Genomic DNA, 20,649 nt, shown 5'->3' on the forward strand with positions numbered 1-20,649 from the left:
GTGTGTTGCATTGAGTCGGAAAGCGGTAATTCTACTGGTGGTATCGCCGCTTTTACAGAGGCGCGACGCACTCTGATGTCTGGGCGACATGCGGTTGCAGCGGATCAGCCCTTGGGCTTGGCTGGCGGGGCGGGGGTCGGCGCCGGTGGCTCACTCGGATTGGCCGCGGTACTGGTGGTCGGCGCGGTCGCTGGCTCGCTGCTTGGCGGCACCCGCGAGAACACCAGGGTCACGCGCCGGTTGAGCGCCCGGTTGGTCTTGCTGTTGTTGGGTGCCAGCGGATACTGCTCGCCAAAGAAGCGCAACTCGATCTGCTCCGCGGGGAAGCCCTTGGTCTTCAGGTACTCCATCACGGCGATGGCACGCAGCCGGGATTCCTGGCGATTGTCCAGCCGGGTGCCCTGGTTGTCGCTGTAGCCCGAGACGATGACGTGGTTGACCGTCGGATCGGCCTTCAGGTACTCGTCGATGAGATCGAGCTTGGCCTTGGCGTTGTCGTCCAGGGTATCGCCACCGCCCGGGAAGCCGACCTGGGAATGGCGAATCTGCTCGAAGTTGACCGCCAGCAGCTTCTGGGTACAGGCCTGGAACTGCTGGTAGGCCGGCTCGAAGTGCACGGGCAGCAGCCGGACCTCGACGCGGTCATCCAGGGCACCCGGCCGACTGACCTGCGGCATGCGCCCTTCCATCAATCCCGCCAGCAGGCGCTGAGCCTGCTGCGCGCTGGTCGTCAGGGCCTGCTCCCCCTCCACCACCTTGACCGAGCCGAGGCTGATGTCGCCAAGGCCCGGCTTCCAGGGCACCGCCGCAGCCTTGAGGCTGGCGCTGCCCACCGGCAACCACTGACCGTTGGGGCGCAGCTCGAATACCGTGGCCTCGCCGGCGCGGCGCAGGAAACCACCGCTGCCGAAGCGCGGGATGGGCTGCAGCAGCCGACAGGCGAAGATGTCGCCCTCCACCTTCCACTCCACGCTCTCGAGCCGACTCTGGAAGGTCATCCCCCAGGCCGGAACGGCGAGCAGCAGACAGGAAAGGAAGAGGTAACGCGGGCGCACGTCGAGCTCCGGAAAGAAAAAAGTACCTGGGCTTCATATCGGTCAAGGGCGCGGAAAACTTGAGCGCGATCCCGCTGCACGGGTGCCGGCTACCCCCTTTTCCGGTAGCATTTCCCCACTTTCCCGCAGCCTGGAATCCCGCATGACCGACCGGATCACCCTTGCCCGTCCCGATGACTGGCACATTCACCTGCGCGACGGCGCCGCCCTGCCGCAGACCGTCGCCGACGCCGCCCGCGAATTCGGTCGCGCCATCGTCATGCCCAACCTGGTGCCACCGGTGCGCACTGCCGAGCAGGCCGCCGCCTACCGCGAGCGCATCCTGGCCGCGCGTCCGGCGGGCAGCCGCTTCGAGCCGCTGATGGTGCTCTACCTCACCGATCGCACCAGCCCGGAAGACGTGCGCAGCGCCAAGGCCAGCGGTTTCGTGCATGCCGCCAAGCTCTATCCGGCCGGAGCCACCACCAACTCCGATTCCGGGGTCACCTCCCTCGACAACCTCTTCCCGACCCTGGAAGCCATGGCTGAGATCGGCCTGCCGCTACTGGTGCATGGCGAGGTCACCCATGCCGAGGTGGATGTCTTCGACCGCGAGAAGAAATTCATCGACGAGCACCTGGTGCGTATCGTCCAGCGCTTCCCGACGCTGAAGGTGGTGTTCGAACATATCACCACGGGCGACGCCGCTGCCTTCGTGCGCGAGGCCCCGGCCAACGTGGGTGCCACCATCACCGTCCATCATCTGCTGTACAACCGCAACCACATGCTGGTGGGCGGCATCCGGCCGCATTTCTATTGCCTGCCGATCCTCAAGCGCAACACCCACCAGAGCGCCCTGCTGGACGCCGCCACCAGCGGCAACCCCAAGTTCTTCCTCGGCACCGACTCGGCGCCCCATGCCCGTCACGCCAAGGAAGCGGCCTGCGGTTGTGCCGGCTGCTATACCGCCTACGGTGCGCTCGAGCTCTATGCCGAAGCCTTCGAGAGCCGCGACGCCCTCGACCGCCTGGAAGGCTTCGCCAGCCACTTCGGCCCTGACTTCTATGGCCTGCCGCGCAATACCGAGACCGTCACCCTGGTGCGCGAGGACTGGCAGGCGCCGGCCTCCCTGCCGTTCGGCGACCATGAGGTGATTCCGCTGCGCGCGGGCGAAACGCTGCGCTGGCGGCTGGAGGTGGGCGCATGAGCATGGACGAGACCTTCAGCGACGAACTGGATGCCAGCCAGCCGATGTCCGACTCGCGCATCCCCATGGCGCGCCGCTTTCGCGGCTATTTGCCGGTGGTGGTGGACGTCGAGACCGGTGGCTTCAACGCCGCCACCGATGCCCTGCTGGAAATCGCCGCCACCACCGTGGCCATGGACGAGGAAGGGGTGCTCTATCCGGATCACACCTACTTCTTCCGCGTCGAACCCTTCGTCGGCGCCAATATCGAACCGGCGGCGCTGGAATTCACCGGCATCAAGCTCGACCATCCGCTGCGCATGGCGGTGGGCGAAGAGCAGGCCCTGAGCGAGATCTTCAAGGGTGTACGCAAGTCGCTCAAGGCCAGTGGCTGCAAGAGGGCCATCCTGGTCGGCCATAACAGCAGCTTCGACCTGGGCTTTCTCAATGCCGCGGTGCTGCGCTGCGGCCTGAAGCGCAACCCCTTCCACCCGTTCTCCAGCTTCGATACCGCCACCCTGGCTGGTCTGGCCTATGGTCAGACGGTATTGGCCAAGGCCTGCCAGGCGGCTGGCATCGAGTTCGACAATCGTGAAGCCCACTCGGCCCGTTACGACACCGAGAAGACCGCCGAGCTGTTTTGCGGCATCGTCAATCGGTGGCGGGAAATGGGCGGCTGGGTCGACCTGGACTGATCTGACAACCGCCTGTCGCCAAGGACGCCTTTGATGAGATTTTGCCGCCTACAACTTTGACAATCATTCTCATTGTCATTAGCTTTGGCGGCACCTCCACTCATACAGCAGGCGATCCATGTACGTGTGTCTTTGCCGTGGCGTGACCGACAAGCATATTCGCGAAGCCATCTATGAAGGCTGCTGCAGTTATCGGGAAGTCCGGGAAAGCACGGGTTGCGCCACCCAGTGCGGCAAGTGCGCTTGCCTCGCCAAGCAGGTGGTCAAGGAAACCCTCGGTGAGCTACATGGTGCCCAGCAGCTCGCCTACGCCCTGGACGTCCCGCGCGCCTGAGCAACATCCCTGCAAAAAAAAGCCGGACCTTGCGTCCGGCTTTTTTATTGTCTAATCAAACGCTTACGGAAAGGATGGAAAAGCTTTCGATTACCGTTCGATTTTCGTCGATTTTTCAACAACTTAAGCTTTTGACAAAGGGCCCTTCCACGCTCAGACTGCCGGCAATCCCACCCGATTCGCAGGTCCGGCCATGAAAGGCGATATCACCGTCATCCAGCACTTGAACAAGATCCTTGGCAACGAACTGGTGGCCATCAACCAGTATTTCCTGCACTCGCGGATGTACAACGACTGGGGTATCCGCAAGCTGGGTCATCATGAGTACAAGGAATCCATCGACGAGATGAAGCACGCCGATCGCTTGATCGAGCGCATCCTGTTCCTGGAAGGCCTGCCCAATCTGCAGGACCTGGGCAAGCTGATGATCGGCGAGAACACCCAGGAAATGATCCAGTGCGACCTGCGCCTGGAAATCAGCGCCGTGGCTGACCTGCGTGAAGCCATCACCTATTGCGAAAGCGTGCGGGACTACGTGAGCCGCGACATGCTCAAGAGCATCCTCGAGTCCGAGGAAGAGCACATCGATTGGCTGGAAACCCAGCTGAGTCTGATCGCCAGCGTCGGGATCGAGAACTACATCCAGTCGCAGATGCACGACGACGATTGATCGGGCAAACGCCCATAAAAAAAGCCCGCACGCTGCGGGCTTTTTTTATGGGCCAAAGACTCAGGCGTCCTTGGTTTCCACGGCTTGCTTGATCAGGGTCTGCAGCTCGCCCTTCTCGTACAGCTCGGCCAGGATGTCGCTGCCGCCGACCAGCTCGCCGCCCACCCACAGCTGGGGAAAGGTCGGCCAGTTGGCGTACTTGGGCAGATTGGCGCGGATTTCCGGATTCTGCAGGATGTCGACATAGGCGAATTTTTCGCCACAGGCCATCAACACCTGAGCGGCACGGGAAGAGAAGCCGCACTGAGGCGCGTTCGGCGAACCCTTCATGTAGAGCAGCACGGGATTGTTGGCAATCTGGTCTTTGATGGTATCGATGATTTCCACGATGCACCTCGCTAATACGGTGGGACGATTGTAACGGAAAGGCCGGTGGAACGCCGGGATTTCCGCGACGTCCAGCCCGAAACAGGCGCGGCTCGACCTGGCAATCGACCACGTCTGTCGAGGCCCGTTCGCTCCGCCCGCAGCGATTTGGCAGACCAACTGGCAAACTTTGGCGGCGAGGCTGTGGTCAGGTTAAGGGTAGGCGCCACTCGGTGCGCCTGATCCAAGACCCAGGAGAACTCCATGAGCCTGTTCAGCAAGATCCTCTCGAAGCTCGGCATTGGTGAGGCCCACGCGGATACCCCCGCCGCAGCGCCCACCACCGGCGCGACCGATACCGCCGCACCTACCGGCAACCCGGCCGCGACCGGCGGCGCCACTCCCATGAGCCAGGTGGACGTCGCCGCCAAGCTCGACGGCCTGGCCGCCCAGAAAGGCGAACAGCTCAACTGGAAGACCTCCATCGTCGACCTGCTCAAGCTGCTCGACCTGGACAGCAGCCTGACCGCGCGCCAGGAACTGGCCAAGGAGCTGAACTGCCCCGCCGACAAGCTGAACGACTCCGCCCAGATGAACATGTGGCTGCACAAGGCCGTTCTGCAGAAGCTGGCCGACAACGGCGGCAACGTTCCCACCGACCTACTGTAACCCCACCCGTCCGCTACCCTGTCCCAGGCTAGCCGCCCTGAATTGAGGGCCTAGCCTGCGATGGTGGTAAAATGCGACATGAACTTATACCATTTCGCCTTTGGTCTTTCCGCCGTTTGAAACGGCATGCTCTCAGGTTCGCCGCGTCCTCCAGGGACGGCCGTTACCGGGACGGGACGCTAGGGTAACGAAATGACGGTTCGCCACTTTCTCTCTTTCATGGATTGTTCCTCCGCGGAACTCCGGCAACTCATCGCACGGGGCATCGAGCTCAAGGCCCTGCGTAACCGGGGTGTGCTGCACGAACCCCTGCGCAATCGCGTCCTGGGCATGATCTTCGAGAAGGCCTCGACCCGCACCCGCCTCTCCTTCGAGGCCGGCATGATCCAGCTCGGCGGCCAGGCGATCTTTCTCTCCTCCCGGGATACCCAACTCGGCCGCGGCGAACCCGTTCCGGACAGCGCCCGCGTCATGTCGAGCATGCTCGACGGCGTGATGATCCGCACCTACGCCCACGAGATGCTGACCACCTTTGCCGCCCATTCCCAGGTGCCGGTGATCAATGGTCTGTCGGATGACCTGCACCCCTGCCAGCTGCTGGCCGACATGCAGACCTTCTTCGAACACCGGGGCGATATCCGTGGCAAGACCGTGGCCTGGATCGGCGACGGCAACAACATGTGCAACAGCTACATCGAGGCGGCCGAACAGCTCGACTTCACCCTGCGCATTGCCTGTCCGGAAGGCTACGAGCCCAACCCGCGCTTTCTCGAACGGGCCGGCGACCGCGTGCAGCTGACCCGGGATCCGCGTGAGGCCGTGGCCCAGGCGCACCTGGTCAGCACCGATGTCTGGACCTCCATGGGCCAGGAAGAAGAAACCCGTCTGCGCCTGGCAGCCTTCAAGCCCTACCAGGTCACCGCCGAGCTGCTCGATGGCGCCGCCCCCGAGGTGCTGTTCATGCACTGCCTACCGGCTCACCGCGGTGAGGAAATCAGCCATACCCTGCTGGACGATCCGCGCGCCGTGGTCTGGGACGAAGCCGAAAATCGCCTCCACGCCCAGAAGGCGCTGCTCGAATTCCTCATCAAGCCGCCGCTACACGCCTGATCCTGGCGTAGGCCTCGGTTGCGCCAGGCAGCCGAGGCCTTTGGCTCACAGCAACAGCTGCCCGCGCATGACCGTTACCGCCCGCCCGGCGATACTGACCCGATCGCCTTCTAACCGACACCTGAGTTGCCCACCGCGAGCGGAGAGTTGCTGGGCGGTGAGCATCCGCTTGGCCAGTCGCCGCGACCAGTAGGGAATCAGGCTGCAATGCGCCGAGCCGGTGACGGGATCCTCGTCCACGCCCACTGCCGGGGCGAAGAAGCGCGAGACGAAGTCGACCTCCTGCCCCCGCGCGGTCACGATGACGCCCTGCCAGGGCAGCCGGGCGATGGCAGCCAGATCCGGCTTGCAGTCACGCACCGCCTGTTCCGACTCCAGCAGCACCAGCAGCTTGTCCGCCGCCAGGGCATCCACCGGCGAGACCTGCAGGGCTCGCTCTAATTCGGGCGTCACCCCCAGCTCCGTGGGCACCAACGCCGGAAAATCCAGCGCCAGCAGGCCATCGCCCTCGCGAAACACCCGCAGCACGCCCGACTGGCAGATGAACTCCAGTCGATCTCCAGGCTCTCCATAGGCTTCAAACAGCACATGGGCGGCTGCCAGGGTGGCATGACCGCATAATGGCACCTCGGTCCGCGGGGTGAACCAGCGAATCCGCCAGGTCTCGCCCTCGCGCACCACGAAGGCGGTTTCCGAAAGATTGTGCTCGGTGGCGATTCGCTGCAGCAGCTCGTCGGCCGGCCAGCTATCCAGGCGGTAGACGGCAGCAGGATTGCCGCGAAAGGCCTGATCGGTGAAGGCATCGACCTGATGAAATTCTAGGGACATGCACGCTACCTGAGCAGAAGAAGAGAAACAGCAAGCGTCAACGTCGCACGGGCACCCGGCCTCTGATGATCCCTGTAGCGACGGCTACAGCCTAAGACCGGCCGATGGACAGGTTGTCTTCACAAGTCCTATGACCAAAATAGCAGGCGGCGTCGCATCGGCAATGAATTGTCGAACGTCGTCACTGTTTTTGCGCTCAGGAGCTTTGACAGTTTTCATATTTGAAATTAGATTTTCGGTTGCGAACAAATGGCCCACCGGCCACCTATAAATACAACAACCACGAGGCTCCCCCATGAGTACTCTTCTCGCTCCAACACTACGCGGTCAATGCATCGCCGAATTCCTCGGCACAGCCCTGCTCATCTTCTTCGGTACCGGCTGCGTGGCGGCCGCGAAGGTCGGCGGCGCTACCCTCGGCCTGTGGGAGATCAGTATCATCTGGGGCGTCGGCGTGAGCATGGCGGTCTACCTGTCCGCCGGTGTCTCCGGCGCGCATCTCAGCCCGGCCGTCACCATCGCCCTCTGGCTGTTCGGTGGCTTCGAAAGACGCAAGGTCCCGGCCTACATCCTGGCCCAGGTCGCCGGTGCCTTCTGTGGCGCGGCGCTGGTCTACGGCCTCTACAGCAGCCTGTTTTTCGATTATGAACAGGCCCACAACATGGTCCGCGGCAGCCAGGCGAGCCTGGAACTGGCCGGCGTCTTCTCCACCTATCCCCATCCTTCCCTGTCGATCGGTCAGGCCTTCCTGGTCGAAGCCGTCATCACCGCCATCCTGCTAGCCATGATCATGGCCCTCACCGACGACGGCAACGGCCTGCCCCGTGGCCCGCTCGCCCCCCTGCTGATCGGCCTGCTGATCGCCGTGATCGGTGGTTCCATGGGTCCGCTGACCGGCTTCGCCATGAACCCGGCCCGGGATTTCGGACCCAAGCTGATGGCCTTCTTCGCCGGCTGGGGTGAAATCGCCTTTACCGGTGGCCGCGACATCCCCTACTTCCTGGTGCCGATCTTCGGCCCCATCGTCGGTGCCTGCCTGGGCGCCGCCGGTTACAAGGCGCTGATCTGCCGTCACCTGCCCGGCCTGGCTTCCGGTGCCTGCGACGTCCCGGCCAAGGCCGATGACAGCGCCCGCACCGAAGTGAACTCCGCTTCCAAAGCGTCCTGATCGCCGCGAATCACAATAAGGAATACGACCATGACCGACCAGAACAAGCAGTACATCGTCGCGCTCGACCAGGGCACCACCAGCTCCCGCGCCATCGTGCTGGACCGCAATGCCAACGTGGTGACCATCGCCCAGCGCGAATTCGCGCAGATCTATCCCCAGGCCGGCTGGGTCGAGCACGACCCCATGGAGATCTGGGCCACCCAGAGCGCGGTGTTCGTCGAGGCTCTGGCCCAGGCCAGCATCAGCACCGAGCAGATCGCCGCCATCGGCATCACCAACCAGCGTGAAACCGCCATCGTCTGGGACAAGCTTACCGGTCGTCCCATCTACAACGCCATCGTCTGGCAGAGCCGCCAGAGCACCGCGATCTGCGACCAGCTCAAGCGCGACGGCATGGAAGACCATATCCGCAAGACCACCGGCCTGGTGATCGATCCCTATTTCTCCGGCACCAAGATCAAGTGGATCCTCGATCACGTCGAAGGCAGCCGTGAACGCGCCCGCCGCGGCGAGCTGCTGTTCGGCACCGTGGACACCTGGCTGATCTGGAAGATGACCCACGGTCAAGCCCACGTCACCGACTACACCAACGCCTCCCGCACCCTGCTGTTCGATATCCACAAGCGTGAGTGGGATGCCACCATGCTCGAGGTGCTCGACATCCCGCGCGAGATGCTGCCGGAGGTGAAATCCTCCTCCGAGGTCTATGGCCAGGCGCACCTGGGCAGCGGCCAGACCACCGGCATCCCCATCGCCGGTATCGCCGGCGACCAGCAGGCGGCGCTGTTCGGCCAGATGTGCGTGGAGCCCGGCCAGGCCAAGAACACCTATGGCACCGGTTGCTTCCTGCTGATGAACACCGGCGAGAAGGCGGTGCAGTCCCAGCACGGCCTGCTGACCACCATCGCCTGCGGTCCTCGCGGCGAGGTCAACTATGCCCTGGAAGGCGCCATCTTCAACGGCGGCTCCACCGTCCAGTGGCTGCGTGACGAGCTCAAGGTGATCAACGATTCCCTGGACTCCGAGTACTTCGCCACCAAGGTGACCGACAGCAACGGCGTCTACCTGGTCCCGGCCTTCACCGGTCTGGGCGCGCCCTACTGGGATCCCTATGCCCGCGGCGCGCTGTTCGGCCTGACCCGGGGCGTGAAGGTGGACCACATCATCCGCGCCACTCTGGAATCCATCGCCTTCCAGACCCGCGACGTGCTGGACGCCATGCAGCAGGATGCCGGCGAAGCCTTGAAGTCCCTGCGCGTGGACGGCGGCGCCACCGCCAACAACTTCCTCATGCAGTTCCAGTCGGACGTGCTCGGCACCCGGGTCGAGCGACCGGAAATGAAGGAGACCACGGCCCTGGGCGCGGCCTACCTGGCCGGTCTCGCCACCGGCTTCTGGAGCAGCCTGGACGAGTTGCGCAGCAAGAGCACCATCGAGCGCGTCTTCGAACCGGCTTGCGATCCGAGCAAGAGAGACACCCTGTACAAGGGTTGGAAGAAGGCCGTCGAGCGTACCCGCGGCTGGGCGCTGGACTGAGTCGAATCCGACCGGGAGGCGGCCGGTACTTGCCGGGCCGCTTCCCGCAAGGCTCCCCCACGAGGCCGGCGTCTTCCGACGCCGGTCTTGCTTTGCGCGACAAGCGCTTTCCACCTTGAAAGAGCTACGGCATCCTCTGTGAATTTACTCGATCACCTCAAGGAAGCCGTAATGAGCCTGGCGCCTCGCCAACAGCAGATTCTCGAACTGGTCCGTGAGCGCGGCTACGTCAGCATCGAAGAGCTGGCCCAGCATTTCTCCGTCACCCCCCAGACGATCCGCCGCGACATCAACCAGCTCGCCGAAGCCGGGCTGCTGCGGCGCTACCACGGGGGTGCCGCCCACGACTCCAGCGTGGAAAACACCGAATACAGCATGAGGGCCGGGCAGATGCGCGAGGAAAAGCGCCTGATCGCCGAAGCCGTGGCCGCTGCCGTGCCCGACCATGCATCGCTGTTCATCAACATCGGCACCACCACCGAGGCCATCGCCCATGCCCTGCTCGGGCATCGCAGCCTCAAGGTCATCACCAACAACCTGCACGTGGCCAACATCCTCAGCGCCAAGGACGACTTCGACGTGCTGATCGCCAGCGGCAAGGTGCGCAGCGATGGCGGCGTGGTGGGCCAGGCCACGGCCGACTTCATCAAGCAGTTCAAGGTCGACTACGCCCTGGTGGGCATCAGCGGTATCGACGAAGACGGCACCCTGCTGGATTTCGACTACCAGGAGGTCTGCGTCTCCCAGGCCATCATCCACAATGCCCGCCAGGTGTTTCTCGCCGCCGACTCCAGCAAGTTCGGCCGCAACGCCATGATCCGCCTGGGCAACCTGGAGCAGATCGATCAGTTGTTCACCGAACAGGAGCCCTCTCCGGCCTTCGCGCGCTGCCTGCGCGAATGGCAGGTCAAGGTCGAGGTAGCGCGCCCGCGCTGACCTCCAGAGGCGACGACCATTCGTCGCCTCCCTCCTCTCCATATTCGTTTTTTTTCGTTTTAGCGGTCTGAAGACACAGACCTGGCTAGAACCTGAGTTTTTGCTGGGCTATTATGTTCGAAATTGAATAATTATGTTCGTTTCACAGGAGGCACCATGGCCCAGGCATCCACTGCAACTCCCCGGACTTACGATCTCGCCGTCATTGGCGGTGGCATCAACGGCGTAGGCATCGCGGCCGATGCCGCCGGTCGGGGTCTGTCGGTGTTTCTCTGTGAACGCGACGACCTAGCGAGCCATACCTCGTCCGCCAGCAGCAAGCTGATCCACGGCGGCCTGCGCTACCTGGAACACCATGAGTTCCGGCTAGTGCGCGAAGCCCTGGCCGAGCGCGAGGTACTGCTGGCGAAGGCGCCCCACATCGTCAAACCGATGCGCTTCGTCCTGCCCCATCGCCCGCACCTGCGTCCGGCCTGGATGATCCGTGCCGGTCTCTTCCTTTATGACCACCTCGGCAAGCGCGAAAAGCTGCCGGGTTCGCGCGGCCTGAAATTCGATGCCCAGGGGCCGCTCAAGGCCGAGATCAAGCGTGGCTTCGAATATTCCGATTGCTGGGTGGACGATGCCCGCCTGGTGGTGCTCAACGCCATGCAGGCGCGTGACAAGGGTGCCGACATCGTGACCCGCACTCGCTGTGTCAGCGCCCGTCGCGTCGAGGGTCACTGGGAGGTCGAGGTCGAAGGTCCTCAGGGTCGCCAGCAGATCCGTGCCAAGGGCCTGGTCAACGCCGCCGGCCCCTGGGTCGCCAGCTTCATTCGCCAGGACCTGCAGCAGAAGTCGCCTTACGGAATCCGCCTGATCCAGGGCAGCCATGTCATCGTGCCCAAGCTGTACGACGGCGAGCAGGCCTACATCATGCAGAACGAAGATCGCCGCATCGTCTTCGCCATTCCCTACCTGGGCCAATACACCATGGTCGGCACTACGGATCGCGAGTACCAGGGCGATCCGGCCAAGGTGGCCATCACCGACCAGGAAATCGACTATGTGCTGGGGGTGGCCAATGCCCACTTCCGCAAGCAGCTCAGTCGCGATGACGTCCTGCACACCTTCTCCGGTGTCCGCCCGCTGTGCGACGACGAGTCGGATAACCCCTCCGCCATCACCCGCGACTACACCCTGTCGCTGGCCGAAGAACAGGGCGCCCCACTGCTGTCGGTGTTCGGTGGCAAGCTGACCACCTATCGCAAGCTGGCCGAGTCGGCGATGGCGCAGCTGCAGCCCTTCTTCCCCCGGCTGGGCAACAGCTGGACAGCCTCGGCACCGCTGCCCGGTGGCGAGAACATGACCACGCCCCAGGCCTTGACCCGCGAACTGCTGGACAAGGTCAGCGGCCTGACGCCGGCCCTGGCGCAGCGCTGGGCCACCACCTATGGCAGTCGGGTCTGGACCCTGCTGGGTGATTCGCGCTCGGTGGAGGAACTAGGTGCGGTAATCGGCGCTGACCTCCACGGGCGTGAAGTGGAATACCTGCAGCGCCACGAGTGGGTCACCCGTGCCGATGACGTGCTCTGGCGGCGGACCAAGCTGGGCCTGGTATTTACCGATACGGAGCGGGCCGCTCTGGAAAACCTCCTGGCGCATTCCGAACCCGCCCGGAGCGCCAAGGACAGCAACGCGGCCTGACGCCTGCTGTTCCTGAGCGGGCAATCCGCTCAGGAACAGTTCACCATTGCAATAGACACTGAAACAGCGCGCCAGGCACGTTGGAGCATAGGCAGCACCATGAAAAGTCTTCATGATGCACCTTTACCTCCAGCGCCGACGCCATGTTCGAACTTCGCCACCTGAAAACCCTGCATGCACTCCGCGAATCCTCCAGTCTGGTGGAGGCTGCAGAACGCTTGCATCTAACCCAGTCCGCCCTCTCCCATCAGTTCAAGGAACTGGAAGAACGGCTGGGGACCCCGCTATTCATTCGCAAGACCAAACCCATCCGCTTCACCAGCGCTGGTTTGCGCCTGCTGCAGACCGCGGACGCGGTGTTGCCGCATCTGCGCAGTGCCGAACGGGATCTGGCGCGACTGGTGGGCGGGACGGCGGGCCGGCTGCACATGGCCATCGAATGCCACAGCTGCTTCCAATGGCTGATGCCGACCATCGACCAGTTTCGCGATTCCTGGCCGGAAGTGGAGCTGGACTTGGCCTCCGGATTCTCTTTCGCACCCTTGCCCGCGCTAGCGCGGGGCGATCTGGATCTGGTGGTCACCGCCGATCCGGTGGACCTCTCGGGGGTCACCTATGTGCCACTGTTCACCTACGAAGCCCTGCTGGCGGTGGCCAACCAGCATCCCCTGGCACAGCGGCCCTATATCGTGCCCGAGGACCTCGCCCAGGAGACCCAGATCACCTATCCGGTGGAGCGCGATCGACTGGATATCTTCACCCGCTTTCTCGATCCGGCCGATGTCGAACCGCTCTCGATTCGCACGGCGGAGATGACGGTGATGATGCTGCAACTGGTGGCGTCAGGCCGTGGCGTCTGCTGCCTGCCCAACTGGGCGATCCACGAGTACAGCTCGCGCGGCTACGTGACGGCGCGCCGGCTGGGGGAGAAAGGCCTCTATGCGACGCTCCATGCGGCGATTCGCGAAGACATGCTGGAAGCGCCCTTCATGCAGGATTTCCTGCTGACCGCCAAGGACACCTCCTTCGCCACCCTCGAAGGGGTCAGCAGCGCGCGCTGAGCCGGCGCGCTGCCCGTGGCGCTTACTTGCTGTTGCCACCCGGGAAGCCGGCGAACTTCTTGTTGAAGCTCGAGACGCGGCCTTCGACCTTCATCTGGCGCTGCTCGCCGGTGTAGATGGGGTGGGAAGCGCTGGATACGTCGAGGCTGATGTAGGGATAGGTCTCGCCTTCGTATTCCTGGGTGCGGTCGCTCTCGGCCGTGGAGCGAATCAGGAAGTAGGTGTCCGAGGTGGTGTCGTGGAACAGCACGGGACGGTAGTTGGGATGGATACCGGGTTTCATGAGACGTCTCCTGGTCTGGGGCGCCGAAGACGAGATGCCTTCCGCGCGCCGATTAAAGATACATTATAACATATAAAGATCACTTTTGCAGTCCCGCCTGTGACGGTGGCGGCAGCCATGACCCTTGCGATGGAACCATCCGCCGCGCCTGGGGCTCGTAACCTGAGGCCCTGACCGGCGGTACCCCACTCTCTTTGAGACCCGCTGTCGGTCGGTGCGTGCGTTCAGGCCCACGGCGCCAGACAGACGAGCTGTCCGCCCCTGCCCTTTGCGCCCGCACGGCGCCCTGCATTGGCTTCTCAAGGATCGCGAGAAGTCCACACGCATTGGATGCGCATGCCGGGTTCGGGACTGAACTCGTTGCGCCGCATCCCAAGGATTCAAGAGGCACAGCACCATGTGCGGCATCGCCGGAGAGCTTCGTTTCGATCAACAACCTGCAGCCATCAGCGCGGTGGAGCGCATCACCCACCGCCTCGAACAGCGCGGACCGGATGCCTGGGGCTTCCATAGCCAAGGGCCGGTCGCCCTGGGCCACCGGCGGTTGAAGATCATGGATCTGGCGGAAGCCTCGGGCCAACCCATGATCGAGCCGGAACTGGGGTTGTCGATGGTGTTCAACGGCGCCATCTACAACTACCCGGAATTGCGCAGCGAGCTGGAAGCCAAGGGTTACCGCTTTTATTCCGGAGGTGACACCGAGATCCTGCTCAAGGCCTATCACGCCTGGGGCAAGGACATGCTGCCCAAGCTCAATGGCATGTTCGCCTTCGCCATCTGGGAGCGTGACAGCGGCCGGCTGTTCATCGCCCGGGATCGTCTGGGGATCAAGCCGCTGTATCTGTCGTTCACTGACAAACGCCTGAGATTCGCCTCCAGCCTGCCCGCCCTGTTGGAAGCCGGTGACATCGACACCCGCATCGATCCGGTCGCGCTCAACCACTACCTGAACTTCCACGCCGTGGTGCCGGCACCGCGCACCATCCTGCAGGGCGTGCAGAAGCTGCCGCCGGCGACCTGGATGACCGTGGATGCGTCTGGCCACCAGCATCAGGAGACCTGGTGGAACCTGGACTACGGTCCCCGTGAAGACGAGCGCCGCTACACCCTGGATGACTGGGCCGAGCGGGTCCTGCACGGCCTCAAGGATGCCGTCGCAATCCGCCAGCGCGCCGCGCGCGAGGTGGGCGTATTGCTGTCGGGTGGCGTGGATTCCAGCCTGCTGGTGGGCCTGCTGCACGATTCGGGGGTCAAGGACCTGCTGACCTTCTCCATCGGCTTCGAGGATGCCGGCGGCGAGCGCGGCGACGAATTCCAGTATTCCGATCTGATCGCCAATCACTACGGTACCCGTCACCATCAACTGCGCATCGCCGAGGACGAGATCATCCAGCAGCTGCCGCGCGCCTTCTCGGCCATGAGCGAGCCGATGGTGAGCCACGACTGCATCGCCTTCTATCTGCTGTCACGCGAGGTCTCCAAGCACTGCAAGGTCGTACAGAGCGGCCAGGGCGCGGATGAACTCTTCGCCGGTTACCACTGGTATCCCCAGGTGCATGGCGCCGCCGATCCCTTCGCCGCCTATCGCGCCGCCTTCTTCGACCGCGACTACGCCCAGTATGCCGCCACCGTGCAGGCGGGCATGCGCCTGGAGGAAGACGCCGCCGAGGCCTTCGTCCGTCAGCACTTCGCCAAGCCGGGCGCCAGCGCCGGGGTCGACAAGGCCCTGCGCCTGGACAGCACCGTGATGCTGGTGGACGACCCGGTCAAGCGGGTCGACAACATGACCATGGCCTGGGGCCTGGAAGCCCGGGTGCCCTTCCTCGACTATCGCCTGGCCGAACTCTCGGCACGCATTCCCGCCGAGTTCAAGCTGGGCGACGGCGGCAAGCAGGTACTCAAGGCCGCCGCGCGCAAGGTCATTCCTCAGGAGGTGATCGACCGACCCAAGGGCTATTTCCCGGTGCCGGGCCTCAAGCACCTGGAAGGCAACACCCTCAGCTGGGTACGCGAGCTGCTGCTGGATCCCAGCCAGGATCGCGGTCTGTTCGACACCGCCGAGATCGATCGCCTGCTGACCAATCCGGCCGACCGCATTACGCCCCTGCGTGGCTCCAAGCTCTGGCAACTCGCCGCGCTCAACCTCTGGCTGAGCGAACACGGACTGTGAGGGTGCAAGACGCATGAAAGCGACCAGCTACAACCAGCGCCTCCAGCGTGCCCAGACGCCCTCCTACGAACGGCTGCAGGCGCGCCTGGCGGAAGGCGATCATCCGACCTCCCAGCCGCTCTGCCTGCATTGCGGCTGGGGACGGCTGCTCGTCGGCCATACCTATCCCGACCCCGCCAGCCTGGCCAAGGAGCTGCTCACCGAAACGCCCGGCGAGCGCGACATTGCGCTCTACGTGGCCGCGCCGCATCAGGTGCTGGCCCAGGCACCCCAGCAGCTGTTCCTCGACCCTAGCGATACCCTGCGGATCTGGTTCAGCGACTATCGTCCGGCCCGCCGGATCTATCGCGGCTTTCGGATCCGCCGCGCCTGCTCCGCGCAGGACTGGAGCGAGATCAACCGGCTCTATCAGCAGCGGCACATGCTGCCCGTCGATACCGAGCGGCTGACGCCCCGGCACAAGGGCGGCCCGGTCTATTGGCTGGCGGAAGACGACGACAGCGGCGCCATCATCGGCTCGGTGATGGGCCTCAATCACGTCAAGGCCTTCCAGGATCCCGATGGCGGCTCCTCGCTGTGGTGCCTGGCGGTATCGCCCGAGTGCAGCCGACCCGGCGTCGGCGAGGCGCTGGTGCGCCACCTGATCGAGCACTATGCCAGTCGCGGCCTGGCCTATCTGGACCTGTCGGTGCTGCATGACAACCTGCAGGCCAAGCGCCTCTACGACAAGCTGGGTTTCCGACCGCTGCAGACCTTCGCCATCAAGTGCAAGAACGGCATCAACCAGACCCTGTTCCTTGGTCCTGGGCCAGCGGCCGAGCTGAACCCCTATGCGCGGATCATCGTCGACGAAGCCCTGCGGCGTGGCATCGAGGTCCAGGTGGACGATGCCGAGGGCGGCCTTTTCACCCTGATCCAGGGCAACCGCCGCATCCGCTGCCGCGAATCCCTCACCGATCTCACCTCCGCCGTGACCATGACCCTCTGCGCCGACAAGGTGCTGACCAGCCGTACCCTGGCCCGGGCCGGGTTGAAGGTCCCTGAACAGCAACTGGCGGGCAGCGACGAAGACAACGCCGCCTTCCTGGAGAAGCATGGCGCTCTGGTGGTCAAGCCGGTCAATGGCGAACAGGGCAAGGGCGTGGCCGTGGATATCCGCGACGCCGAACACCTCGCCACCGCCATCCAGGCGGCGCAGCGTTATGACGATCGCGTGCTGCTGGAAAGCTTTCACCAGGGCCTCGACCTGCGGATAGTGGTCATTGGCCACGAGGTGGTGGCTGCGGCCATCCGCCGGCCGGCGGAAATCGTCGGCGACGGTCAGCACAGCGTCCGGGACCTGATCGAAGCCCAGAGTCGCCGTCGCCAAGCCGCCACCGGCGGCGAGTCGCGCATCCCGGTGGACGAGGAAACCGAACGCGCCATCCGCGGTGCCGGCTACGAGTGGGACAGCGTGCTTCCCACCGGCACCCACCTGGCCGTGCGCAAGACCGCCAACCTGCACACCGGCGGCATCCTGGAAGACGTCACCGACAGCCTCCATCCGGTGCTGGCCGACGCGGCCATCCAGGCGGCCCGGGCACTGGACATCCCCGTCACCGGCATGGACCTGCTGGTCCCGGCTGCCGACTCGCCCGACTACGTCATCATCGAAGCCAATGAGCGCCCGGGCTTGGCCAATCACGAGCCGCGCCCCACCGCCGAACGCTTCATCGACCTGCTGTTCCCGCTGTCCCGGGAGGTTCCGCTATGAATCGCTTGCCCGAGCCCGATCTGGATTACCTGCGCAAGGTCCTGCTGGACATGCTGGCCATCCCCAGCCCCACGGGCTTCACCGACACCATCGTCATGTACGTCGCCGAACGGCTCAACGAACTCGACATCCCCTTCGAACTGACCCGCCGCGGCACCATCCGCGCCACCATCAAGGGCCACAAGGAGAGTCCCGACCGGGCCGTCTCCGCGCACCTGGACACCATTGGCGCCATCGTCCGCGAGATCAAGGACAATGGCCGCCTGGGCCTGGCGGCAGTCGGCCACTGGTCGAGTCGCTTCGCCGAAGGCAGCCGGGTCAGCCTGTTCACCGATGACGGCACCCTGAGAGGCAGTGTGCTGCCGCTGCTGGCCTCGGGTCACGCCTTCAACACCGAGATCGACAAGATGCCGGTGACCTGGGACCACATCGAATTGCGCCTGGACGCCGTGACCAAGAGTCGCCACGAGACCGAGCAACTGGGCGTGCAGGTCGGCGACTTCGTCGCCTTCGATCCGCTGCCGGAATTCACCGACAGCGGCTACATCAGCTCGCGTCACCTGGATGATAAGGCGGGCGTCGCCGCCCTGCTCACCGCCCTGAAGATGCTTAAGGAAACCGGCCAGACGCCGCCGATCGACTGCCACCCGCTGTTCACCATCACCGAGGAAGTGGGATCCGGCGCCGCCGGTGCCCTGCCCTGGGACGTCAGCGAATTCGTCGGCATCGACATCGCCCCGGTTGCGCCCGGCCAGCGCTCCGACGAGCACCGCGTCAGCGTCGCCATGCAGGATTCCGCCGGCCCCTACGACTATCACCTGTCACGGCACCTGCTGCGCCTGGCGCAACGCAACGACATCCCGGTGCGCCGCGACCTGTTCCGCTACTACTACAGCGACGCCCACTCGGCGATCAGTTCCGGCCAGGACGTGCGGGTCGCCCTGCTGGCCTTCGGTTGCGATGCCACCCATGGCTACGAGCGCACCCATATCGTCAGCCTGGCGGCGCTCAGCCAGCTGCTGACCGGCTACATGCTCAGCCCGCCGGTGTTCGACAGCGATGCGCAACCGGCCGACAGTTCGCTGGATCGCTTCGGTCACCAGTTGCTGCCGGAAGACACCCAGATGGACAACCAGACGCACCTGCCGCCGCTGGAGGAGGTCGTCGGCGACGGCAGCAAATAGCGTTCGAACCAAGCGCCTGGGGTATCCTGGGCGCCTTTTTTCAGGCACCTCTCGATGATCATCCCCCACGACCAGCTCGCTGCCGCCACCCTAGACAACCTGCTGGAAGACTTCGTTACCCGCGACGGCACCGACAACGGTGACGAAACACCCCTGGCGACCCGTACCCAGCGCGCCCGACGTGCCCTGGAAACCGGCGAAGCCGTCATCCTCTTCGATCCGGACAGTGCGCTGTGCCAACTGGTGCTGCGCCGCGACGTGCCGCCCGAGTTGCTCGACGACTAGCGCGTCTCGCGCCTGTCAGGTACTGCCGCGCGGCGCCAACAGGATCACCAGCGCCCCGGCCACGCACAGCAGACCGCCCGCCAGATCCGTCCAAGTCGGCCGGGTGCGTTCGACCAGCGCCAGCCAGCCCAGCGACGCCACCACATAGATGCCGCCATAGGCGGCGTAGGCGCGCCCGGCGTAGGCCGACTCGATACGCGTCAGCAACAGGGCGAAGAGCACCAGGCTGGCAAGCCCGGGCGCTATCCACCAGGGACTGCGATCCAGCCGTAGCCAGAGCCAAAAGGCATAGCAGCCGGCGATCTCGAATAGCGCGGCCAAGAAGAACCAGAGATAGTTCAGCATGGTGCCGCGCCGTCTTCCTGGCGATAGGGCAAGGCCTCGGCGGCCCGGCGCGCATAGGCCTGGACCCCCTCTCGCTCCTGGTCGAGAAACTCCGCCACAGCGGCTCTCAGACCCGGATGCACCAGGTAGTGCCAGGAATGGGTCAGGGTGGGCTCGAAGCCCCGAATCAGCTTGTGCTCACCCTGGGCGCCGGCATCGAAGCGCTGCAGCCCTTCGGCGATGGCGTACTCGATACCCTGGTAGAAACAGGTCTCGAAGTGCAGCTGGTCAAATTCCTGCAGGCAGCCCCAGTAACGGCCATAGAGGGTGTCATCGTCCTTGAGATAGAAGGCCATGGCTACCGGCCGACTGCCCTGGCGGACCAGCACCACCCGAATCGCCTCGGGCAGCCGCTCGGCCAGCAGGCTGAAGAAGGCGCGGGTCAGGTAGGGATCCTGGCCACGCACCTCATAGGTATTGGCATAGCAGGCATAGACGAAGTCCCACTCGGCTTCGCTCAACTCATCGCCCTTACGCCACTCGAAACTCACCCCCAGGCCGGCGACCTGGTCGCGCTCCTTGCGCAGCTGCTTGCGCTTGCGCGAGGTCAGGGCGGCGAGGAAGTCGCCATAGTCGCGATAGCCGCGGTTATGCCAGTGGAACTGGCAACCGAGGCGGGCCAGCCAGCCGTCGCGATCCTGCAGCACGGCATCGGCCTTGGGGTCGGTGAAGTTTACGTGCAGGCTGGAGAGCTCCAGACCGGCCAGGCTGCCCGTGGTGGCGTCGAGCAGGGTTGCGCAGGCGGCTGGCTCGCCCAGCAGACGCGCCCCCTGCACCGGCGAGAAGGGCACGGCGGCCAGCAGCTTGGGATAGTAGTCGATCCCGGCGCGCCGGCAGGCATCGGCCCAGGCCCAGTCGAAGACGTATTCGCCATAGGAGTGCGCCTTGAGATAGGCCGGCATCGCGGCCCGCAGTCGACCCTGTTCATCCTTGAGGATCTGGTGCGCGGGTTGCCAGCCGGTCCCCTGCCCCAGGCTGCCGCTGTCTTCCAGGGTGGAGAGGAATTCATGCCGCAGAAAGGGCTGGTCGTCCACCAGCAAACCGTTCCACTGCTCGGCAGACACCTGGGCCAGGCTGTAGAGATACTCGACGATCATCCCACTCCCCTTGCTTGGACTCGGCGTACAGGTCTAACACAATTCAATGCCCTGACGGGCACCTGGGAAAGACCCTGGTGAATGGCTTTCGTGCGGACGAAAAAAAACCGCCGTGAGGCGGTTTCTTTCGAGTGTGGCGTCCCCTAGGGGACTCGAACCCCTGTTACCGCCGTGAAAGGGCGGTGTCCTAGGCCACTAGACGAAGGGGACG

The 20,649-nt window shown here is 64.3% G+C and carries 21 protein-coding genes and 1 tRNA gene; 15 read left to right on the plus strand and 7 right to left on the minus strand.

Going from position 1 to position 20,649, the window contains the following annotated elements:
• Window positions 1-104: 104 nt before the first annotated feature.
• Window positions 105-1,055, minus strand: coding sequence for a flagellar protein MotY (locus BMZ43_RS01760; RefSeq protein WP_093249305.1), 951 nt, complete (start codon window positions 1,053-1,055; stop codon window positions 105-107).
• A gap of 142 nt (window positions 1,056-1,197) precedes the next feature.
• Between BMZ43_RS01760 and pyrC the strand changes: the two genes are divergently transcribed.
• The 4 genes from pyrC to bfr all read left to right on the plus strand — a co-directional run bounded on the left by pyrC (window position 1,198) and on the right by bfr (window position 3,919).
• Complete coding sequence (gene pyrC, locus BMZ43_RS01765; protein WP_093249309.1) at window positions 1,198-2,241, plus strand: dihydroorotase; 1,044 nt, start codon at window positions 1,198-1,200, stop codon at window positions 2,239-2,241.
• 2 nt (window positions 2,242-2,243) lie between these two features.
• A complete protein-coding gene (gene rnt, locus BMZ43_RS01770) occupies window positions 2,244-2,915 on the plus strand; it encodes a ribonuclease T (protein WP_371099781.1) in 672 nt (223 codons plus the stop codon).
• A gap of 118 nt (window positions 2,916-3,033) precedes the next feature.
• A complete protein-coding gene (locus tag BMZ43_RS01775) occupies window positions 3,034-3,249 on the plus strand; it encodes a bacterioferritin-associated ferredoxin (RefSeq protein WP_026083759.1) in 216 nt (71 codons plus the stop codon).
• Window positions 3,250-3,442: 193 nt separating this feature from the next.
• The gene (bfr, locus tag BMZ43_RS01780; protein WP_017640309.1) at window positions 3,443-3,919 is read left to right on the plus strand and encodes a bacterioferritin; all 477 of its coding nucleotides are present in this window, start codon (window positions 3,443-3,445) and stop codon (window positions 3,917-3,919) included.
• Window positions 3,920-3,979: 60 nt separating this feature from the next.
• Here bfr and grxD read toward each other — a convergent pair whose 3' ends face one another.
• On the minus strand, window positions 3,980-4,306 hold the full coding sequence (gene grxD, locus BMZ43_RS01785; protein WP_017640308.1) for a Grx4 family monothiol glutaredoxin: 327 nt from the start codon (window positions 4,304-4,306) through the stop codon (window positions 3,980-3,982).
• A gap of 243 nt (window positions 4,307-4,549) precedes the next feature.
• Between grxD and BMZ43_RS01790 the strand changes: the two genes are divergently transcribed.
• Both BMZ43_RS01790 and argF read left to right on the plus strand, forming a co-directional pair.
• Window positions 4,550-4,954: a DUF3597 domain-containing protein gene (locus tag BMZ43_RS01790; RefSeq protein WP_093249312.1), complete on the plus strand. Its 405-nt coding sequence runs from the start codon at window positions 4,550-4,552 to the stop codon at window positions 4,952-4,954.
• A gap of 192 nt (window positions 4,955-5,146) precedes the next feature.
• Complete coding sequence (argF, locus tag BMZ43_RS01795; RefSeq protein WP_026083758.1) at window positions 5,147-6,064, plus strand: ornithine carbamoyltransferase; 918 nt, start codon at window positions 5,147-5,149, stop codon at window positions 6,062-6,064.
• Between the two features lie 45 nt (window positions 6,065-6,109).
• Here argF and BMZ43_RS01800 read toward each other — a convergent pair whose 3' ends face one another.
• Window positions 6,110-6,892 carry a PhzF family phenazine biosynthesis protein gene (locus tag BMZ43_RS01800; RefSeq protein WP_017640305.1) on the minus strand — a complete coding sequence of 261 codons (783 nt, stop codon included), beginning with the start codon at window positions 6,890-6,892 and terminating at the stop codon, window positions 6,110-6,112.
• Window positions 6,893-7,187: 295 nt separating this feature from the next.
• Between BMZ43_RS01800 and BMZ43_RS01805 the strand changes: the two genes are divergently transcribed.
• The 5 genes from BMZ43_RS01805 to metR all read left to right on the plus strand — a co-directional run bounded on the left by BMZ43_RS01805 (window position 7,188) and on the right by metR (window position 13,282).
• Window positions 7,188-8,060 carry an MIP/aquaporin family protein gene (locus tag BMZ43_RS01805; RefSeq protein ID WP_093249316.1) on the plus strand — a complete coding sequence of 291 codons (873 nt, stop codon included), beginning with the start codon at window positions 7,188-7,190 and terminating at the stop codon, window positions 8,058-8,060.
• 30 nt (window positions 8,061-8,090) lie between these two features.
• Window positions 8,091-9,599, plus strand: coding sequence for a glycerol kinase GlpK (glpK, locus tag BMZ43_RS01810; RefSeq protein WP_093249319.1), 1,509 nt, complete (start codon window positions 8,091-8,093; stop codon window positions 9,597-9,599).
• A 171-nt stretch (window positions 9,600-9,770) separates the two neighbouring features.
• On the plus strand, window positions 9,771-10,535 hold the full coding sequence (locus tag BMZ43_RS01815; protein WP_064307220.1) for a DeoR/GlpR family DNA-binding transcription regulator: 765 nt from the start codon (window positions 9,771-9,773) through the stop codon (window positions 10,533-10,535).
• A 156-nt stretch (window positions 10,536-10,691) separates the two neighbouring features.
• Entirely contained in the window at window positions 10,692-12,221 is a 1,530-nt protein-coding gene (gene glpD / locus BMZ43_RS01820; protein ID WP_093249323.1) for a glycerol-3-phosphate dehydrogenase, read from the plus strand.
• Between the two features lie 143 nt (window positions 12,222-12,364).
• Complete coding sequence (metR, locus tag BMZ43_RS01825; protein WP_064307222.1) at window positions 12,365-13,282, plus strand: transcriptional regulator MetR; 918 nt, start codon at window positions 12,365-12,367, stop codon at window positions 13,280-13,282.
• Between the two features lie 22 nt (window positions 13,283-13,304).
• Here the strand turns inward: metR and BMZ43_RS01830 are convergent, their stop codons facing one another.
• Window positions 13,305-13,565, minus strand: coding sequence for a type B 50S ribosomal protein L31 (locus BMZ43_RS01830; protein ID WP_007162739.1), 261 nt, complete (start codon window positions 13,563-13,565; stop codon window positions 13,305-13,307).
• A 397-nt stretch (window positions 13,566-13,962) separates the two neighbouring features.
• Here BMZ43_RS01830 and BMZ43_RS01835 point away from each other — a divergent pair, with 397 nt between their 5' ends.
• Genes BMZ43_RS01835 through BMZ43_RS01850 form a run of 4 tightly spaced genes read left to right on the plus strand, consistent with a single transcriptional unit; the run spans window position 13,963 to window position 18,957 of the window.
• On the plus strand, window positions 13,963-15,735 hold the full coding sequence (locus tag BMZ43_RS01835) for an N-acetylglutaminylglutamine amidotransferase (protein ID WP_093249327.1): 1,773 nt from the start codon (window positions 13,963-13,965) through the stop codon (window positions 15,733-15,735).
• Between the two features lie 13 nt (window positions 15,736-15,748).
• Window positions 15,749-17,488 carry an N-acetylglutaminylglutamine synthetase gene (gene ngg, locus BMZ43_RS01840; RefSeq protein ID WP_064307224.1) on the plus strand — a complete coding sequence of 580 codons (1,740 nt, stop codon included), beginning with the start codon at window positions 15,749-15,751 and terminating at the stop codon, window positions 17,486-17,488.
• Window positions 17,485-18,672 (plus strand): osmoprotectant NAGGN system M42 family peptidase, encoded by a 1,188-nt coding sequence (locus BMZ43_RS01845; RefSeq protein WP_017640298.1) that lies wholly within the window; start codon window positions 17,485-17,487, stop codon window positions 18,670-18,672. The genes ngg and BMZ43_RS01845 overlap by 4 nt, the downstream gene beginning before the upstream one ends.
• 54 nt (window positions 18,673-18,726) lie before the next feature.
• Window positions 18,727-18,957 carry a YheU family protein gene (locus BMZ43_RS01850; RefSeq protein ID WP_007162735.1) on the plus strand — a complete coding sequence of 77 codons (231 nt, stop codon included), beginning with the start codon at window positions 18,727-18,729 and terminating at the stop codon, window positions 18,955-18,957.
• A gap of 15 nt (window positions 18,958-18,972) precedes the next feature.
• Here BMZ43_RS01850 and BMZ43_RS01855 read toward each other — a convergent pair whose 3' ends face one another.
• The 3 genes from BMZ43_RS01855 to BMZ43_RS26710 all read right to left on the minus strand — a co-directional run bounded on the left by BMZ43_RS01855 (window position 18,973) and on the right by BMZ43_RS26710 (window position 20,648).
• Window positions 18,973-19,302, minus strand: coding sequence for a YnfA family protein (locus BMZ43_RS01855; RefSeq protein ID WP_017640297.1), 330 nt, complete (start codon window positions 19,300-19,302; stop codon window positions 18,973-18,975).
• Complete coding sequence (locus tag BMZ43_RS01860) at window positions 19,296-20,438, minus strand: GNAT family N-acetyltransferase (protein WP_064307227.1); 1,143 nt, start codon at window positions 20,436-20,438, stop codon at window positions 19,296-19,298. Before BMZ43_RS01860 ends, BMZ43_RS01855 begins: the two co-directional genes overlap by 7 nt.
• A gap of 134 nt (window positions 20,439-20,572) precedes the next feature.
• Window positions 20,573-20,648, minus strand: a tRNA-Glu gene (locus BMZ43_RS26710).
• Between the last annotated feature and the right edge of the window lies 1 nt (window position 20,649).

It is taken from the genome of Pseudomonas sp. Snoq117.2 (genome assembly GCF_900110545.1).
GTDB lineage: Bacteria > Pseudomonadota > Gammaproteobacteria > Pseudomonadales > Pseudomonadaceae > Chryseomonas > Chryseomonas benzopyrenica.

What these genes read in the sequence shown, in the direction of transcription:
- pyrC (WP_093249309.1), top strand. Translation starts at nt 1,198, where the DNA reads ATGACCGACCGGATCACCCTTGCCCGTCCCGATGACTGGCACATTCAC.
- rnt (WP_371099781.1), top strand. Translation starts at nt 2,244, where the DNA reads ATGGACGAGACCTTCAGCGACGAACTGGATGCCAGCCAGCCGATGTCC.
- BMZ43_RS01775 (WP_026083759.1), top strand. Translation starts at nt 3,034, where the DNA reads ATGTACGTGTGTCTTTGCCGTGGCGTGACCGACAAGCATATTCGCGAA.
- bfr (WP_017640309.1), top strand. Translation starts at nt 3,443, where the DNA reads ATGAAAGGCGATATCACCGTCATCCAGCACTTGAACAAGATCCTTGGC.
- BMZ43_RS01790 (WP_093249312.1), top strand. Translation starts at nt 4,550, where the DNA reads ATGAGCCTGTTCAGCAAGATCCTCTCGAAGCTCGGCATTGGTGAGGCC.
- argF (WP_026083758.1), top strand. Translation starts at nt 5,147, where the DNA reads ATGACGGTTCGCCACTTTCTCTCTTTCATGGATTGTTCCTCCGCGGAA.
- BMZ43_RS01800 (WP_017640305.1), bottom strand. Translation starts at nt 6,892, where the DNA reads ATGTCCCTAGAATTTCATCAGGTCGATGCCTTCACCGATCAGGCCTTT.
- BMZ43_RS01805 (WP_093249316.1), top strand. Translation starts at nt 7,188, where the DNA reads ATGAGTACTCTTCTCGCTCCAACACTACGCGGTCAATGCATCGCCGAA.
- glpK (WP_093249319.1), top strand. Translation starts at nt 8,091, where the DNA reads ATGACCGACCAGAACAAGCAGTACATCGTCGCGCTCGACCAGGGCACC.
- BMZ43_RS01815 (WP_064307220.1), top strand. Translation starts at nt 9,771, where the DNA reads ATGAGCCTGGCGCCTCGCCAACAGCAGATTCTCGAACTGGTCCGTGAG.
- glpD (WP_093249323.1), top strand. Translation starts at nt 10,692, where the DNA reads ATGGCCCAGGCATCCACTGCAACTCCCCGGACTTACGATCTCGCCGTC.
- metR (WP_064307222.1), top strand. Translation starts at nt 12,365, where the DNA reads ATGTTCGAACTTCGCCACCTGAAAACCCTGCATGCACTCCGCGAATCC.
- BMZ43_RS01830 (WP_007162739.1), bottom strand. Translation starts at nt 13,565, where the DNA reads ATGAAACCCGGTATCCATCCCAACTACCGTCCCGTGCTGTTCCACGAC.
- BMZ43_RS01835 (WP_093249327.1), top strand. Translation starts at nt 13,963, where the DNA reads ATGTGCGGCATCGCCGGAGAGCTTCGTTTCGATCAACAACCTGCAGCC.
- ngg (WP_064307224.1), top strand. Translation starts at nt 15,749, where the DNA reads ATGAAAGCGACCAGCTACAACCAGCGCCTCCAGCGTGCCCAGACGCCC.
- BMZ43_RS01845 (WP_017640298.1), top strand. Translation starts at nt 17,485, where the DNA reads ATGAATCGCTTGCCCGAGCCCGATCTGGATTACCTGCGCAAGGTCCTG.
- BMZ43_RS01850 (WP_007162735.1), top strand. Translation starts at nt 18,727, where the DNA reads ATGATCATCCCCCACGACCAGCTCGCTGCCGCCACCCTAGACAACCTG.
- BMZ43_RS01855 (WP_017640297.1), bottom strand. Translation starts at nt 19,302, where the DNA reads ATGCTGAACTATCTCTGGTTCTTCTTGGCCGCGCTATTCGAGATCGCC.
- BMZ43_RS01860 (WP_064307227.1), bottom strand. Translation starts at nt 20,438, where the DNA reads ATGATCGTCGAGTATCTCTACAGCCTGGCCCAGGTGTCTGCCGAGCAG.